The organism is Algoriphagus sediminis (assembly GCF_030403435.1).
GTDB lineage: Bacteria > Bacteroidota > Bacteroidia > Cytophagales > Cyclobacteriaceae > Algoriphagus > Algoriphagus sediminis.
Genome location: NZ_JAUEPH010000009.1, coordinates 1 through 16,343, shown reverse-complemented (window position 1 = coordinate 16,343; position 16,343 = coordinate 1). Strand labels below are relative to the sequence as shown.

The 16,343-nt window shown below is 42.2% G+C and carries 17 protein-coding genes; 10 read left to right on the top strand and 7 right to left on the bottom strand.

Annotated elements, in window-relative coordinates; genetic code table 11:
* Positions 1 to 103: 103 nt before the first annotated feature.
* Entirely contained in the window at positions 104 to 1,702 is a 1,599-nt protein-coding gene (locus tag QVH07_RS16910; protein ID WP_290002791.1) for an aminopeptidase P family protein, read from the top strand.
* Positions 1,703 to 1,724: 22 nt separating this feature from the next.
* Here QVH07_RS16910 and QVH07_RS16905 read toward each other — a convergent pair whose 3' ends face one another.
* Entirely contained in the window at positions 1,725 to 2,375 is a 651-nt protein-coding gene (locus tag QVH07_RS16905; protein WP_435367069.1) for a carboxypeptidase-like regulatory domain-containing protein, read from the bottom strand.
* A gap of 109 nt (positions 2,376 to 2,484) precedes the next feature.
* Between QVH07_RS16905 and QVH07_RS16900 the strand changes: the two genes are divergently transcribed.
* From QVH07_RS16900 to QVH07_RS16885, 4 genes are all read left to right on the top strand, one after another.
* Positions 2,485 to 2,868, top strand: a complete 384-nt coding sequence (locus tag QVH07_RS16900) for an ArsR/SmtB family transcription factor (RefSeq protein WP_290002789.1) — start codon at positions 2,485 to 2,487, stop codon at positions 2,866 to 2,868.
* A gap of 2 nt (positions 2,869 to 2,870) precedes the next feature.
* Positions 2,871 to 3,566, top strand: coding sequence for a YjjG family noncanonical pyrimidine nucleotidase (locus QVH07_RS16895; RefSeq protein ID WP_290002788.1), 696 nt, complete (start codon positions 2,871 to 2,873; stop codon positions 3,564 to 3,566).
* Positions 3,567 to 3,644: 78 nt separating this feature from the next.
* The gene (gene pruA / locus QVH07_RS16890) at positions 3,645 to 5,279 is read left to right on the top strand and encodes an L-glutamate gamma-semialdehyde dehydrogenase (RefSeq protein WP_290002787.1); all 1,635 of its coding nucleotides are present in this window, start codon (positions 3,645 to 3,647) and stop codon (positions 5,277 to 5,279) included.
* A 286-nt stretch (positions 5,280 to 5,565) separates the two neighbouring features.
* Positions 5,566 to 6,123 carry a transposase gene (locus QVH07_RS16885; RefSeq protein WP_290002785.1) on the top strand — a complete coding sequence of 186 codons (558 nt, stop codon included), beginning with the start codon at positions 5,566 to 5,568 and terminating at the stop codon, positions 6,121 to 6,123.
* Positions 6,124 to 6,197: 74 nt separating this feature from the next.
* Here the strand turns inward: QVH07_RS16885 and fabG are convergent, their stop codons facing one another.
* The gene (gene fabG, locus QVH07_RS16880; protein WP_290002784.1) at positions 6,198 to 6,944 is read right to left on the bottom strand and encodes a 3-oxoacyl-[acyl-carrier-protein] reductase; all 747 of its coding nucleotides are present in this window, start codon (positions 6,942 to 6,944) and stop codon (positions 6,198 to 6,200) included.
* A gap of 289 nt (positions 6,945 to 7,233) precedes the next feature.
* On the opposite strand from fabG, the gene lpdA reads away from it, so the two are divergent.
* From lpdA to QVH07_RS16855, 5 genes are all read left to right on the top strand, one after another.
* Positions 7,234 to 8,631 (top strand): dihydrolipoyl dehydrogenase, encoded by a 1,398-nt coding sequence (gene lpdA / locus QVH07_RS16875; RefSeq protein WP_290002783.1) that lies wholly within the window; start codon positions 7,234 to 7,236, stop codon positions 8,629 to 8,631.
* A gap of 86 nt (positions 8,632 to 8,717) precedes the next feature.
* Positions 8,718 to 9,170 (top strand): DUF2721 domain-containing protein, encoded by a 453-nt coding sequence (locus QVH07_RS16870; protein WP_290002782.1) that lies wholly within the window; start codon positions 8,718 to 8,720, stop codon positions 9,168 to 9,170.
* Positions 9,163 to 10,110 carry a glycerophosphodiester phosphodiesterase family protein gene (locus QVH07_RS16865; protein ID WP_290002780.1) on the top strand — a complete coding sequence of 316 codons (948 nt, stop codon included), beginning with the start codon at positions 9,163 to 9,165 and terminating at the stop codon, positions 10,108 to 10,110. Before QVH07_RS16870 ends, QVH07_RS16865 begins: the two co-directional genes overlap by 8 nt.
* On the top strand, positions 10,100 to 11,113 hold the full coding sequence (locus tag QVH07_RS16860) for a threonine aldolase family protein (RefSeq protein ID WP_290002778.1): 1,014 nt from the start codon (positions 10,100 to 10,102) through the stop codon (positions 11,111 to 11,113). Before QVH07_RS16865 ends, QVH07_RS16860 begins: the two co-directional genes overlap by 11 nt.
* Before the next feature lie 84 nt (positions 11,114 to 11,197).
* Entirely contained in the window at positions 11,198 to 12,460 is a 1,263-nt protein-coding gene (locus QVH07_RS16855) for a replication-associated recombination protein A (protein ID WP_290002777.1), read from the top strand.
* Positions 12,461 to 12,466: 6 nt separating this feature from the next.
* Here the strand turns inward: QVH07_RS16855 and QVH07_RS16850 are convergent, their stop codons facing one another.
* From QVH07_RS16850 to QVH07_RS16830, 5 genes are all read right to left on the bottom strand, one after another.
* Complete coding sequence (locus QVH07_RS16850) at positions 12,467 to 13,135, bottom strand: hypothetical protein (RefSeq protein ID WP_290002776.1); 669 nt, start codon at positions 13,133 to 13,135, stop codon at positions 12,467 to 12,469.
* A gap of 25 nt (positions 13,136 to 13,160) precedes the next feature.
* The gene (locus QVH07_RS16845; protein ID WP_290002774.1) at positions 13,161 to 13,820 is read right to left on the bottom strand and encodes a phage tail-like protein; all 660 of its coding nucleotides are present in this window, start codon (positions 13,818 to 13,820) and stop codon (positions 13,161 to 13,163) included.
* Between the two features lie 8 nt (positions 13,821 to 13,828).
* Positions 13,829 to 14,464 (bottom strand): phage tail-like protein, encoded by a 636-nt coding sequence (locus QVH07_RS16840; protein WP_290002772.1) that lies wholly within the window; start codon positions 14,462 to 14,464, stop codon positions 13,829 to 13,831.
* A 6-nt stretch (positions 14,465 to 14,470) separates the two neighbouring features.
* Positions 14,471 to 15,184: a hypothetical protein gene (locus QVH07_RS16835; RefSeq protein ID WP_290002770.1), complete on the bottom strand. Its 714-nt coding sequence runs from the start codon at positions 15,182 to 15,184 to the stop codon at positions 14,471 to 14,473.
* A 1-nt stretch (position 15,185) separates the two neighbouring features.
* A partial coding sequence (locus QVH07_RS16830; RefSeq protein WP_493340830.1) for a collagen-like domain-containing protein occupies positions 15,186 to 16,343 on the bottom strand: 1,158 nt, incomplete at its 5' end.

Genomic DNA, 16,343 nt, shown 5'->3' with positions numbered 1-16,343 from the left:
AGGTTAATTTTTGTTTTTAAAGATAAGTATATCCTAGTTTTGAACGGTTAAGACTTTGTTAAATGCTCAAAAGTCCTGAATTTCAAGTTTTATAATATCAAAAATGAAAAAATTTATAATTGCCCTAAGTTTACTTCTGATTTCATCTTTTGGCTTTGCCCAATCTTACTTTGAAGATGGGCTATCCCCAGAGTGGCATGAAGCTAGAAGGCAGGCGCTTAGAGAGCGTATGGCGCCTAATACCATGGCCATATTTTTCAATAATTCGGTGAAAAATCGAACGAATGATGTGGACTATGTCTACCATCCGGATACAGATTTCTTTTATATGACTGGGTTTCGTGAACCGAATTCAGTTTTGATCATCTTCAGTGAAGAAAGAGATTTTGGAGATTTTAAGGCCGATGAAATTATTTATGTTCAAAACCGGGATCCCAGGGCTGAAATGTGGAATGGAAAGAGGCTCGGGGTCGAAGGTGTGAAAGAAATTCTTGGGTTTGAGCATGTTTTCATAAATGATGAGTTTGGAAAAACTCCTGAATTGAAAACTGAAGATTTTGATAAGTTTTTTAGCATGGATCTTAGCAATGGAGTAGCAGGAAGCCGGTCAAATCTTGCTTTGCGAAGAATGCTTTCCCAGTACAAAGACTTATCAGGTTATCCTGAAGAAATTAGCCCGGCAAGTCTCCAAGCTTATGAATTGATCCGGTCTACCGACATAGAAAATTCTGCGAATGTGGCCCAAATTCTTGGCAGGATGAAGCAGCGCTTCCCAGATATTGAAGAAGATGAGCTGATCAACGATTACTTAAGTGCCACAACTCCTGAAGAAAGAATAAAGGTCAAGGAGTCTATTCCTGAAACCAAGGCAGATGTACAGACTTTATCACAAGTAATGGATGTGCTCAGAGAAGTAAAAACTGAGGAGGAAATTGAGCTTTTGGCTAAAGCCGTAAAAATTTCGGCTATTGGCCAGATAGAAGTAATGAAAGCAGCGAAAGAGGGAATGTCCGAACGTGAGATCCAAGGCATCCATGAATTCATCTGGAAACGATATGGATCAGAGGAAATAGGATACCCATCCATCGTAGGTGCAGGTCATAATGGTTGTATACTTCATTATGTGGAGAATGATATGCCAAGTATAGATAATCGTCTTGTCCTAATGGATTTAGGAGCAGAGTGGAGAGGATACACAGCTGATGTGACCAGGACCATACCTATATCGGGTAAGTTTAATGAAGAAGAAAAAGCTATCTATGATTTGGTATTTAAATCTCAAGAAGCTGGTATTGCGCTTTGCAAAGCTGGTGTTGAATTTGGTGAAATAGGAAGAGTCACCAGACAGATTATAAATGAAGGACTTGTCGAATTAGGTATTATTAAGCCTGGAGAACGCCATAATTATTTCCCTCATGGAACCAGTCACCACCTCGGTTTGGATGTTCATGATCGGGGAGGATATGGGGCCTTAAAACCTGGAGTAGTTTTAACGGTAGAGCCTGGAATCTATATTCCTGAAGGCAGTGACTGTGATCCCAAATGGTGGAATATAGCTGTTCGAATAGAAGATGACATACTTGTCACTGATAGCGAGCCGGTGAATCTTTCTGCCGATGCACCCAGGACTACCGAGGCAATTGAAGAATTGATGAAACAGCCTAGTGTATTGGATAACTGGACTCTTCCAGAAATCAATTAAAAAAAGGAGAGACTAATTCTCGTTAGTCTCTCCTTTTTAAATCTCCTCGTTTGATGGACCGTATGAATTGCGACCAGGCAAATGGGTCGAGAATCCTTAAGGGTCTAGGTCCGTATAAATCTTGATTTTGAAGCATTTGCCCTTGCTGGAAATAACGGAAATTTTCATTTCCAGAGGCAGGCATCGATTCGGCCCATCGTAAAAGCATTTCAGGGCTCATGTTTGCCCGGCTGATGGACATAGGATCCACCACATTCATTGCTATGACAGCCTGCTTAAACTCTTCTTCTGTAGGATAAGGCATTACTTCTATTTCTGCCAAAGCTATTTCATCCACCTCCATGGTTAGGATCAAGCTTACCCGATCTTCTTCTACATTTTCTGGGACTTTGAAAGTTTGTCGCTTCAATCCGATAAAAGAAAATACTACACTATCCCCTTCTAAAACTGGCATAGAAAAGTAACCAAAGCGGCCAGAACTTGTACCTCGGCCTTTTTTTGGAACATAAATATTTACTCCTGCGACCGCATCGGTACTATCTGCATTGAGGATAATACCTGAAAGCTGGATTACTTTTTTTTCTCCTTGATCCTGTGCCGTAGCGGAAAAAGAAATGAAAAGAAAACCCAAAAAGAAAAGGGCTAAATTTTTAAAGGAATAGAGTTGCTGCACAATTAATATAACTTAGGTGCAAGGCCTTGGTTTCAAATTCTCTAACAATATTATATAATTTGGGAGGATTTTCCCGATTTGTTTCTACGTTTTGAGTTAAATCTTACAAATGCGTCTTAAAAACATAAGTTTGAATTATGGGCAGAGGATTTTCAAAGCCCTCTCTGATGAATCAAGAATACGAATGCTTCACTTGCTTCTTTCTAACAAGGAATTGTCTATTTCGGATTTTGAATTGATTCTGGATTACACACAAACCAAAACCAGTCGCCATCTTATTGGTTTAAAGAATGCCGGTTTATTGGGAAGCAGAAGGGTAGATCAATGGGTTTTCTATTACATCCTTGAAGAATACCTGGAAATTCTCCAGCAGATTTTCAAGTTTATCCAAAAAGATGCGAGCCTGATCAAAGATCAGGAGACCTTTGAGATTCTTAAGTCTAATCGTGAGTTGGCCATTAATAAAATTCAGAACAATCAGTACAGACGCTAAAATTGAAACGCTACCAACATCTCTTCTTCGATCTTGACCATACGCTTTGGGATTATGATCGAAATGTAACCGAATCCCTGAATGAGCTTTATGATCATTACGATCTAAAAGGTAGGGGTATTTCTTCCTTTCAAATCTTCTTCGATTCATTTCATCATATCAATTTTCAGCTTTGGGACTGGTATAACGTCGGTAAAATTGACAAAGAAAATCTTCGTAAAAAGCGATTTGAGATGATTTTCGAGCATGCAGGAGCCTCAAAAAATAATATCCCTGTTCCCTTTGAGGCTGACTTTATGCATAGGACTTCTTCAAAACCGCATGTGTTTCCTTACACTTTTGAAATTCTTAATTACCTAAAAGAAAGGTACGAGCTTCATATAATTACAAACGGCTTTGATGAATCGCAGGCAAAGAAAATCAGGTCAGCTAAACTGGAACCATATTTTGATTTAATAGTGACTTCTGAAACTACTGGTCATAAAAAACCTGATGCCAGGATTTTCCATCACACCGTAGAACGCTTGGGTACAAGTCACGACCTTTGCTTGATGATTGGGGATAATCCCAAATCGGATATATTGGGAGCAATAAATGCTGGGATTGATCAGGTCTTTTTTAATCCAAAATCAGAGAAAATCGACTTGAAACCCACTTATACTATTGGACATTTGCAGGAGTTGGAAAAGCTTCTGTAGACAACTGGTCATTTTTGTCTCCTCAATGGACTGTTTGATTATCTTTGCGAAGCAGAATTCAAATAAACACCAAATATCATGTTAAAAGGATTTTTCAACGTGCCAGAACCTGTGAATGAGCCGGTGAAAGCATATGCGCCTGGAAGCGCAGAAAGAAAGGAACTTAAAGCGGCCATTGCTGAAGCAAGATCCAAGCAAATCGATGTTCCCATGTACATAGGTTCTGAGGAAGTAAGGACTGGCAAGACTAGAGTGATGTCTCCACCTCATGACCATAAGCATGTTTTGGGTCATTTCCATGAAGGAGATGCCTCTCATGTAGAGCAGGCCATTAACGCTGCCATGGGGGCGAAACCTGCATGGGAAAATATGGCTTGGGAACAAAGAGCTGCTATTTTCTTAAAAGCTGCTGACCTAATCGCTGGTCCTTATCGCGCCAAAATCAATGCAGCCACTATGCTAGGTCAGTCCAAGAATGCCATGCAGGCTGAGATTGATGCAGCTTGTGAATTTATAGACTTCCTAAGATTTAATGTGAAGTACATGACTGAGATTTATTCTCAGCAGCCTCCTGTTTCAGGAAATGGAGTTTGGAATCGAGTGGAACAAAGACCTCTTGAAGGATTTGTCTTTGCTTTGACTCCTTTTAACTTCACTGCAATCGCAGGAAACCTTCCTTCGTCCGCCGCAATGATGGGTAATACCGTTGTTTGGAAACCAGCATACACTCAGATTTATTCTGCTAATGTCCTTATGGAAGTATTCAAGGAAGCGGGTGTTCCTGACGGTGTGATCAATCTTATCTTCGTAGATGGACCAACGGCCGGAGATGTGATCTTTAACCATGCGGATTTTGGAGGAATTCACTTTACGGGTTCCACTGGAGTTTTCCAGACCATTTGGAAAACTATCGGTTCTAATATTAATAAATACAAATCTTACCCAAGAATCGTAGGAGAGACCGGAGGGAAGGACTTTGTGATCGCTCACAAATCTGCAGATCCAAAAGCTGTCGCAGTTGGTTTGGTCCGTGGTGCATTTGAATACCAGGGGCAGAAATGCTCTGCAGCTTCTAGAGCTTATATTCCATCCAATCTTTGGGAGGACGTGAAGAAATATATGCTTGAAGATCTTGCTACCATCAAAGTGGGAGGTACGGAATTCTTCAGCAATTTCGTGAATGCGGTTATTGATGAAAAAGCATTTGATAAAATCACGAGCTACATCACTTCCGCGACTACCAATCCAATCACGGAGATTATTGCCGGGGGTAACTTCGATAAATCAAAAGGCTACTTCATCGAGCCAACAGTAATTCTGACTAAGGATCCAATGTATACCACCATGTGTGAGGAGATTTTTGGTCCAGTCTTGACGGTTTATGTTTATAATTCAGAACACTTCGAAGAGGCTCTGGAGCTAGTCGACCAGACTTCTCCTTATGCCTTGACTGGTGCTGTTTTCTCCAAAGACAGATATGCCATCGAACTGGCTACGCAAAAGTTGAAAAATGCTGCGGGTAACTTCTATATCAACGACAAACCAACTGGAGCGGTCGTTGGTCAGCAGCCATTTGGTGGAGCTAGAGCTTCGGGTACTAATGATAAGGCCGGTTCCATGATTAATCTTCTGCGATGGGTTTCTCCACGAACCATAAAGGAAACCTTTGATTCACCAAAGGATTACAGATATCCTTTTTTGGGTGAAGATTAATCTTATTGACCTTTAAGGTTGTTTTAGAAGCCTCGGATTTTCCGGGGCTTTTTTTATTTCCACAGATTTTCACATAAAGAGGCCTAGATATGGCAGATTTTCATTTTAGTCTTTGAAGAATAAAAAAGGCTAAGTCGCCCCAGCCGTTTGCATGACCTTTGAGGTTTAAAAGAACCTCGAAGGTCTTTTCAACTGTTTCAAACCTTCGAGGTCTGGAAGACCTCAAAGGTTCTTTATCCTTTTTTGACTAAAAAAATACCTAAATTAAAGCAATTGGTTTTTCAAGATGAATGACTTTTTACCTGGCCATTTTTACCATGTTTTCTCTAGAACTGTAGGTAGGGAGTTGCTTTTTCGAAGCGAAGAAAATTACAAGTATTTTCTTCAAAAGTTTCAATCGGTTTGCTCTCTTCATTTTTCCACTTTGGCTTATTGTCTTTTACCGAACCATTTTCATTTCTTACTTGAAGTAAGGCAAGATTCTGAAAGCCAAGCTGCACTTCAAGCTTTCTCTAATTTCTTAAATGGGTATTCGAAAGCTTACAATAAGTTGTTTAATCGTCACGGAGCATTGTTTCAGAGAAAGTTTAAAAGAAAGAAAATAGATCAAGACTCTTACTTTTCTCAAGTGATTATCTATATCCATCAAAACCCTCAAAAACATGGATTAACAAATGATTTCAGAAGCTGGAAGTTTTCATCTTATCCCTCCCTGTTGTCTCAAAAGCCAACCAATCTCAAGAGGGAACTTGTTTTAGATTGGTATGGAGGAATTGAAGGGTTCCAGAAATCACATCAATTGAAACAGGACATCAATTTGCCAGAGGAATTTTCATTGGAATGAAAAAGCCCTTCTGAGTATTTTCAAAAGGGCTTTTAGAAAAAAATAAACCTTCGAGGTCTGGAAGACCTCAAAGGTTAAGTATACATCGCACCATTAATGTGAAGAGTTTGGCCTGAGATGTAAGTGCTCATATCCGAACCAAGGAATACACAGAGATCGGCTACCTCCTCAGGTTTTCCTCCCCTTTTCATAGGAATACCATCTCTCCAGCCCTGAACCGTTTTCTCGTCAAGAACTTCAGTCATCTCTGTTTCGATGAACCCAGGAGCAATCGCATTACAACGGATGTTTCTGGAACCTAGCTCCAAAGCTACCGATTTGGTGAAGCCGATGATTCCCGCCTTGGAGGCTGCATAGTTGGCCTGACCTGCGTTTCCTTTAGCTCCTACCACAGAAGTCATATTGATGATAGAGCCGGATTTGGCTTTCATCATAGTTCGAGTGGCTGCTTTGACAGTATTAAAACAGGATTTTAGGTTTACATTCATGATTTCGTCCCAAGATTCCTCAGTCATCCTCATCAATAGATTGTCTCGCGTGATTCCAGCATTATTAATCAAGATATCCAATGCGCCGAAATCTGCTACCACATTATTGACCAGTTCCTCGGCAGCCTTGAAATCAGAGGCATCTGATCTATATCCTTTGGCTTTCACTCCAAATTCAGCCAATTCCGCCTCCAGAGCCTGTCCCTTTTCTACAGATGATAAAAATGTAAAGGCCACGTTTGCGCCTTCCTGTGCATATTTGATGGCGATGGCTCGTCCAATGCCTTTAGATGCGCCCGTAATCAGGGCAGTTTTACCGGATAGTAATCCCATGGAATTTCTTTTTTGTTTACTCAAAATTAGAAAAAAAGCTAAGAGTTTATCCCAGATTATGGAGAGAGCGGTGATCAATTATCAAAAATGGAATTTAAGTCATGATTTTTAGTAACTCGAAATTATCTAATTCTTAAATTACTTTTGACCAAAGTTCCTTTTGGTGATACAATTAAAAAGCACTTCGAGACTGATTATTACTCGGATTTTGGCTTTTCATTGAAATTTTTTTCTGAATCCAAAAGGCCTATTTTTGCATAGTTTCAAAGGAAAATTAAACAACAAAACTATGTCTTCAACCAAATATGATCTGATAGTATTAGGAAGTGGTCCGGGAGGATATGTGGCTGCCATTCGTGCATCCCAATTAGGCTTAAAAACCGCAATTGTGGAAGCTGAAGAATTGGGTGGAATTTGCTTGAATTGGGGCTGTATTCCAACCAAAGCTTTGCTGAAAAGCGCTCAGGTTTTTGAATACATCAATCACGCTGAAGACTATGGAATTAAGGTGAAAGAGGCCGATGCTGATTTTGATGGAATGATCAAAAGAAGTAGGGGAGTGGCCGATGGAATGAGTAAAGGCGTCACCTTTCTGATGAAAAAGAATAAAATAGATATTCTCGCCGGTTGGGGAAAGGTCCAGCCGGGAAAGAAAATTGAAGTAGCGGATAAGGACGGTAAGAAGACTGTTTATTCTGCTGATAATATTATCATAGCTACTGGAGCAAGATCAAGAAATCTGCCTTCCATGCCACAGGATGATAAAAAGATCATTGGCTACAGAAAAGCCATGACTCTTGAGAAGCAGCCTAAGAAAATGGTGGTTGTGGGTTCTGGTGCGATAGGTGTTGAATTTGCTTATTTCTATCACTCTATTGGTACAGAGGTGACCATTGTAGAATACATGGACAGAATCGTTCCAGTGGAGGATGCTGAAGTTTCTAAAGCATTAGAAAGAACCTATAAAAAAGCCGGAATGACTATCATGACATCGGCTGAGGTTACTTCTGTAGACACTAAGGGTAGAGGATGCAAAGTCACGGTGAAGACCAAAAAAGGAGAAGAAGTATTAAACTGTGATGTGGTACTTTCCGCAGCGGGTGTAGTTTCAAATCTTGAAGACTGTGGCCTTGAGGATGTGGGAGTCATGGTGGAGAATGGAAAGATCAAGGTTGATGAATTCTACAAGACCAATATGCCAGGTTATTATGCGATTGGGGATGTGGTTTCAGGACCAGCTTTGGCGCACGTAGCTTCTGCAGAAGGAATTATTTGTGTGGAGAAAATAGCTGGACATAATCCCGAGCCTTTGGATTATGGGAACATCCCAGGTTGTACGTACTGCTCACCAGAGATCGCATCTGTGGGAATGACAGAAGCCAAGGCTAAGGAGGCTGGTTATGAGTTACGAGTAGGGAAGTTTCCTTTCTCTGCCTCAGGCAAAGCTTCAGCAGCAGGAGCGAAGGATGGTTTCGTGAAATTAGTCTTTGATAAAAAATATGGTGAGCTGTTAGGTGCACACATGATCGGGGCTAATGTAACCGAGATGATCGCGGAGATCGTTGCGATTAGAAAGCTGGAGACTACGGGACATGAATTGATTAAGACGGTTCATCCTCACCCAACGATGTCGGAGGCAGTAATGGAAGCAGCTGCAGCGGCTTACGACGAAGTGATCCACCTGTAAGAATTAAAGTATCGATGAAAAGCCCACTCCTTTGAGAGTGGGCTTTTTTGTTTCTGTCTTAAAGCTATTTCCTTTTATATTTGAGCATGGAACTCGAACTCTCCACGCCGGCATTACTTTTTTCGGCTATAACACTTTTGATGCTGGCATTCACGAATCGCTTTCTGGCCATAGCCAATTTGATTCGCAGCCTCCATAAAACCTATATGGATTCCATGGAACAGGAAATTCTGGTAGAGCAGATCGCCAATCTGAGGAAAAGACTTTCTCTGATTAAAAACATGCAGCTCTTCGGGATCATCAGCTTTCTGCTTTGTGTGGTCTGCATGTACCTTTTGTTTCGTGGGTTTACCGAGGCTGCCAATTGGGTTTTTGTTGGGAGTATGGGAGCTCTTCTGGTGGCTTTGGCACTAAGCCTGATAGAAATCCAGATATCCACGAAGGCTTTAAATCTGGAGCTGAAGGATATGGAGGAAGTTTTTGACAAGCGATCCAGTCTGGATTTTATATTTAAAAAAGATTCCAAAAAAAATGAATAGCACCCGAATAGTAGTAGTGGGTATTGGGCTGTTCTTTGCTTTGTCTTGCGGACAAAAAGTAAAGGAAACTCAAATAAATGGCTCAGGGCTTCATCGAATTGATGTGGAAAGTACTCAAGGTGCAAGAGAATTTTACAGCTGGTCCGCCGATCGCATCCCTTTGGTTTCGGCTCATCGAGGTGGTGCTTATCCAGGATTTCCAGAGAATGCAATTGAGACTTTCGAACATGTGTTGAAATATACTCCTGCGATTATCGAGCTGGATGTGGCTATGACCAAAGATTCTGTGCTCATACTCATGCACGATGATGATCTGGAGCGAACCACGAATGGACAGGGGAAGGTTGATGAAGTTGACTTCGCCTATATCCAAACTTTGCAACTGGAAGATAATGATGGGAAGCTGACTAATTTTAAGGTTCCCACTTTGGCAGAAGCACTTGACTGGGCAGAGGGGAAAGCCTTGTTGACAGTAGATATCAAAAGGACTGTGCCTTTTGAGAAAGTGGCCGAAGAGGTGAAAAATGCCGAAGCGGAGCCTTTTGCAGCCTTGATTTCTTATACTTTCCCAGCTGCTAAAAAATTACATAATCTGGCCCCAGAGCTGATGCTTTCAGTGACGATTAGAAATCAGGAAGAAATCAAAAGATTCGAAGAAACTGGGATTCCTTGGACTCGGGTGATTGCATTCACCGGCTTGGCTGAAAGGCCATTGGAATTTAATCAGGCGATTCATGAGAAGGGAGCATTTACAATTTTGGGAGTTTTGGGCAATTTGGATCGACAAGCTATAGCCAGAGGGGATGAAATTTATGCTGGTTTTGTACAGAGAGGGGCGGACATATTAGCTACTGACCGTCCCATAGAAGCAGCCCAAGCCATTTCAGGTTTGGTTCCTGGAAATAGTTCTAAAGCCAAATTCTTTATTCATGATAATTGATCTTAGAAGCGATACCGTGACCCGGCCCACACCCGGCATGAAAGAAGCGATGTTTTCTGCATCTATTGGGGATGATGTGTTTGGGGAAGACCCAACCGTAAATGCCCTAGAAGAAAAAATCGCGGGAATGTTTGGAATGGAGGCGGCTATCTTTTGTCCCTCTGGGACCATGACTAATCAAATCGCCATTAGGCTTCATACCCGGATTCAAACCGAGGTGATCTGTCACAAAAATTCGCATATCTATCTCTATGAAGGCGGAGGGATAATGGCAAATTCCTTGGCTTCTGTGAAGCTTCTGGATGGAGACCTAGGTAAGATTTCGGCAGAACAAGTTCAGTCTTCGATCAATCCGGATGATGTGCATGCACCTGAAACAACTTTGGTTTCTCTGGAAAATACCATGAATAAAGGTGGAGGAAGTATTTATAGGCTGGATGAAGTCCGGCCCATTAGAAAGGTCTGTAATGAATATGGATTAAAGTTACATCTGGATGGTGCAAGATTTTTTAATGCGCTGGTAGAAACCGAAGAAAGCTCTAAAGATTGGGGTGCACAATTTGATACTATTTCAATTTGTCTAAGTAAAGGACTGGGCTGTCCTGTTGGGTCGGTTTTGCTGGGAAGCAAAGCTGATATCAAACGAGCCAGGAAGGTTCGAAAGGTCTTTGGAGGCGGAATGAGGCAGGCCGGATTCCTTTCGGCAGCTGGGATCTATGCCTTGGACCATCAGGTGGAAAGGTTAAAAGAGGATCATTTGAGAGCGAGAGCACTTGGTAAAATTCTGGAAAAGCTAAGCGTAGTTTCTGAGGTATTTCCTGTTGCAACGAATATTGTCATTGCGAGACTTGATGGAGTTTCGCCAGCAGAATTTCTAAGTAATCTGGAAGCTAAAGGGGTGAGAGGAGTCAAGTTTGGACCTGACTTAGTTCGATTTGTGACGCATTATGACTTTGGAGATGATCATCTCAACGAGTTCGAGAAAGTCATGGCTGCTTTCTAGAATCTTACCGTCTTTTGTCAAAAACTTAAAGGTCAAAAATGGCCTTTTTCTTTTTGTCTAAATTTGTGTCAAACCATAATCCGAATGAACCCTACTCCCTTAGCCGAGCGAATGCGCCCCACCCGATTGGAAGACCTGATTGGACAGAGTCATTTATCCGCTCCAAGTTCTTTTTTGTATAAGGCCGTCAAATCAGGAAATGTCCCTTCCATGATTCTTTGGGGACCTCCGGGTGTTGGGAAGACTACGATTGCAAATATCATCGCCAATGAGATCAAGGTTCCTTTTTATACCCTCTCGGCAATCAGCTCCGGGGTTAAGGATATTCGTGAGGTAATTCAAAAAGCTAAGTTTCAGACGGGCGTCGTTCTCTTTATCGATGAGATTCATCGCTTTAATAAATCCCAGCAGGATGCCTTGCTTGGAGCCGTAGAAAAAGGAATTATCCGGCTGATAGGTGCCACCACCGAAAATCCATCGTTTGAAGTAAATGCTGCTCTGTTGTCCAGATGTCAGGTTTTTACTCTGAATTCTCTGGGTAAGGAAGAATTGCTCGAAATGATAAATCAGGCACTTACACAGGATTCCGAATTGAAAAAGCTCTCAGTTGAAGTTAAAGAGAGTGATGCTTTGCTAAGGATTTCAGGAGGAGATGGAAGGAAGCTATTGAATTTGCTGGAAATTGTACTGGATGGATTAGAAGAGGAGCCAAAGGTAATCACAGATGAAAAAGTGATGAAGATTGCTCAGCAGAAAGTGGCACTCTATGATAAGTCCGGTGAGCAGCATTATGATATTATATCGGCATTTATCAAGTCCATTCGGGGATCTGATCCGAATGCAGCCGTCTACTGGCTTGCCCGAATGATAGAAGGAGGGGAGGATGTAAAATTCATTGCCAGACGTTTGGTTATCCTTGCCTCTGAGGATATAGGCAATGCAAACCCCAATGCCCTGCTGCTGGCAACGAATTGCTTTGAAGCTGTGAAGATTATTGGTTACCCAGAAGCGCGCATTATCCTTTCTCAATGTGTGACTTATTTGGCCTCTTCGGCCAAAAGCAACGCGGCTTACATGGCTATATCCAAAGCCCAGTCTTTAGTGAAGGAAACGGGAGACTTATCCGTTCCCCTCCATCTAAGAAATGCTCCCACCAAGTTGATGAAAGACTTGAATTATGGAAAGGCCTATAAATACTCTCATGATTTTCCCGGAAATTTTGTGGAACAGGAATTTCTGCCGGATGAAATTTCGGGGACTAAACTTTACGATCCAGGAGAAAACGCTCGTGAAAACGAGCTTCGAAAAAACCTAAAAAGAAACTGGGGGGAGAAGTATGGGTACTAAATTATTTTACTGGTAAGCCGTGTAAATTACGAGTAGATCGTCATCAGCATCGGTTACAAAAATTTGAAAACCATTATCGAGAAATCGAAAAAATCTGGCCTCGGTTGTACCTAATAAATTTCCAGGCTGATCGGCATATCTTATGGCTATACATCTTCGATTTTCCGAAAAGCGTGATATTTCATCGATGGAGCTACCGCTGCCTCCCACAAAAACCACTTGTTGGTCAAAGGATACCACCCCGGTTCTTTGAGCGAAACCTGTCATCCAGCCAAAGGTACTTTGGATACTATTATCATTGTCACTAGTTCCATTGTCGGAGTTTAAATTTACTGCATCGACATTTGAAACCGCTTTGAATTCAACTCTGCTGGGTGAAAAAGGCACATTTGTAACAGATATAAATCCGGTATTTTCAATCGTTATTACTCCACTATAAGTTTTTTGTTTTGTATTCACCCATTGACTGCCATCACGAAGGAATACCGCCTTGCGCTCCGGGTTATAAACCAGCGTTCCTTCTATGGCTGTGTTAAGTGAATTGAGATCTGAAATAGAAAGCGCTCGGAGTTGAAATAATTCATTGGCCTCAGGAGTCTGGGCTGCGAGAAACTTGGGTCCTAGGAGCCAAATCGGAAGTAGAAATAAGATTCTAATAACTGTCCAAGCCTTCATGATAAATTGATTAGCTATTTCAGGTTTATTGATATGCCGTGTAAATGATGATTACCGCATCAGTTCTGGCCGTAGCATTCAGGATAAATCCATCATCCTCAAAAGAAGTGAGAGTCGCCGTGGTTAGCCCTAAATTATCTCCATTTTGGTTCGCATACCTGATACCAATGCATTGGGAATCCGAGGCATATCTCGAGATGTTGTTTATGGAGTTCCCATTACCACCACCAGAAATCACTTGCTGAGAAATAGTGGTTCCATCTGGTTCTATTTGAGCAAAGCCAAACATAAAGCCAAAGCTATTTTCTTTTGTATTATTGTTTCGGCCTCCTGAACTATTATCGTTTAGTCTAACGGCATCCACGTTGTTTGCAGCGCTAAATTCCACCCGGCTAGGTTTAAAAGGTAGGTTGTCCACCGTAATTTGTTGAGCAGATCCGCCTTCTGGAATAATGAAGGTTCCACTTACGCTGATCTCTTGCTCCGTATTTACCCAATTGGTACCATCGAAATAGAAAAGTGCATCCTCCGTAGAATTGTAGATTAGCGTTCCTTCTATCGGATTCTGGACTCCATTCATTTCATTGGTTGTCAGGGTTCTTAACGTGAATAGCTCACCGGCTTCAGGAGTTTGAGCCCAAAGGCCCAGGGGAGCAAGTAATAAAATCAATAGTAGTTTTTTCATTTCCCTTGCTATAATTTGGTTATCGAAGCATTAACAAATACTGCATTTAAGGTGGCGCCACCTGCATTTAAGACATATCTGAACCTCACTCTGTCCTCAGCAGATAAAACATATGATAAGGTTCCGGAGGCACCCCAGAAGTCCCGACCAGGCAATGTTACAAATCCTCTTGAAAGATAGCCAATGAGTGTGCCATTTAGAAAAACACCCAGAATAAACTTCGTATTTCCAGCCGGCAAGTTACTTGTTGATAAGCTAGCCGATAGCTGGTATATCCCATCTTCATTGATCCGGATCTCTCCATTTCCAGTAACAGAATAGGTACTTCCTTGATTTACCTGAACATGTGAAGAATTGATAGGGAAATCGAAATACGTATTGGTGGCTGTTGGGAGAATGTTATTTCCACCTTCTCTATTGAGAATAATGGTCGATGAAACTCTGTTGGGTTTCCAGGAATTGCCATCAAAAAAAAAGATGACCTTTTCGTCAGAATTGTAGATAAACGTACCTTCCACAGGAGAATCTATATTGTTCATCTCACTGGTGGTTACCGAACGAATTTGGAAAAGCTCGCCTGCCTCAGGTGTTTGGGCCTTAACCGCTAAAGGTACGAAAAGAAGAAGGAATAAGAGCTTTCTCATTTTTTCTTACTGATATGCAGTAAAGAATACCAAAAGATCATTCGGTGCAGTTACATCCAGAACAAAACCATCAGATGTAAAGCTTGTCAGAGAAGCACTGGTAATGGTAGCAGTTCCATCATCTTCGATAAACTGAATTCCAATACACTGGCTGTCACTAGAATATCTTGAAATTAAATTGACTGGTGAAGGAGCTTGGCCAAAACCAGTAAAACCAATTGTGTTGACCGATATGGTCACACTCTCGGAAGGTGTACTCTTTCCGGAGGAAATCACTCCCTGATTGACATTGTTGCCATCTGCCTGGGCAAAGCCATTCATTGCAGCAAATGCTAGTGGGCCATTCGTATCATCGAGTTCATCCACCTCATTCAAACCAAATTGATCCACATTTGCATACGCAGTGAACTCCACCCTGCTTGGTTTGAAGGGAAGGTTTTCAATAGTTTCATTTCCGGAGCCGGATAAGACCACGGAACCAGAAAATGAAGGGGACTGAGCAGCAAACCAGTCCTCTCCATTGAAAACAAATAGAGCCTTTTGGTCTATATTATAGACCATGGTCCCTTCAGCCAAATCATTATTACTCTTCAATGCCTCAATTTGATCATTGGTTAGCATTCGCAATTGAAAAAGCTCACCTGCTTCTGGATCAGGTTCCGAGCCTTGGGCGAAAAGGCCAAACGGAAAAAACAGAATTAAATAGATGAGCTTTTTCATATTAAAGATCGATTACGGTGAACATAAATTCTATATCTCTCAGGAATCTGTCGGTACCGCCGTTATCATTATCCCCTGTTTCTACAGTAAAGCCAGCGGCAGTTTGATTAATATAGTTGATATCCGGGTCATCATTTCCGGCTCCATTAAGACCAGTGATCGTAAGCTGGATGATGTAATTGGCGTCTCCTCTCGGAGATAAGTTTCCGTCAGCATCTTCAAACAGCACTTCATATGTTCCTGCACCAGTTCTAGACACCCTGGCTCTAAATATTTTAGCTGCGGTTCCATTGGCTGCTACTTTACCGAAAGCCTTAATAGGACTGACGGGGATAGCTTCTATTGCTTCTTGCACAGTAGTTTCATTGGTGCCATCACCGTCTACATCTACTGCTGGGCTTAGATCTACTTCGGTGGCGTCCTGGTCGTCAGTTGCTGGATCACCTTGCGGCCCTTGTGGTCCAGCAGGTCCCTGGGGTCCAACTGCACCATCAGCTCCGTCTGCTCCGGCAGGTCCGGCTAGGATTATATCCGTAGTCGTCGTCCATGCTACCGTTGCATTTGCATTACTCTCTATCCATTCCACTCCTAACACATCTGGTGGACCAGGGATTATACCAATCACTCGAACATATCCCGATAATGTTGCAGTACTATTATTTACAAACAAAACTGAACCGACCCCGACATTTCCAGATTGATCAGAAAAATCTACAAACATTCCTACGCCACCTGAGGAACTGACAGAGTTTGGATCAGTAGGATTGAAAATTACGTACTCACCTGGGTCACCCTGAGGTCCTTCTAGAGAGGCCAGCCATTCAGCTTCGGTACCTAAAAATCCGTTGGCAACAGCTACTTCATAAGCCGAATCACCGTCTACTCCATCTACTCCATCTACACCATCGGCTCCAGCAGGTCCTTGCGGTCCCTGTGGTCCGCTAGCACCTTGCGCTCCGGTAGGTCCAGTTTCACCTTGCGCTCCGGTTGCTCCGGTTGCTCCGGTTGCTCCAGTTGCTCCAGTATCCCCTTGAGGTCCGGTTGCTCCAGTTTCTCCTTGTATTCCTTGAGGTCCGGTAGGTCCAGTTTCACCTTGTATTCCTTGAGCACCAGTTGGTCCAGTATCCCCTTGAGGTCCGGTTGCTCCGGTTGCTCCGGT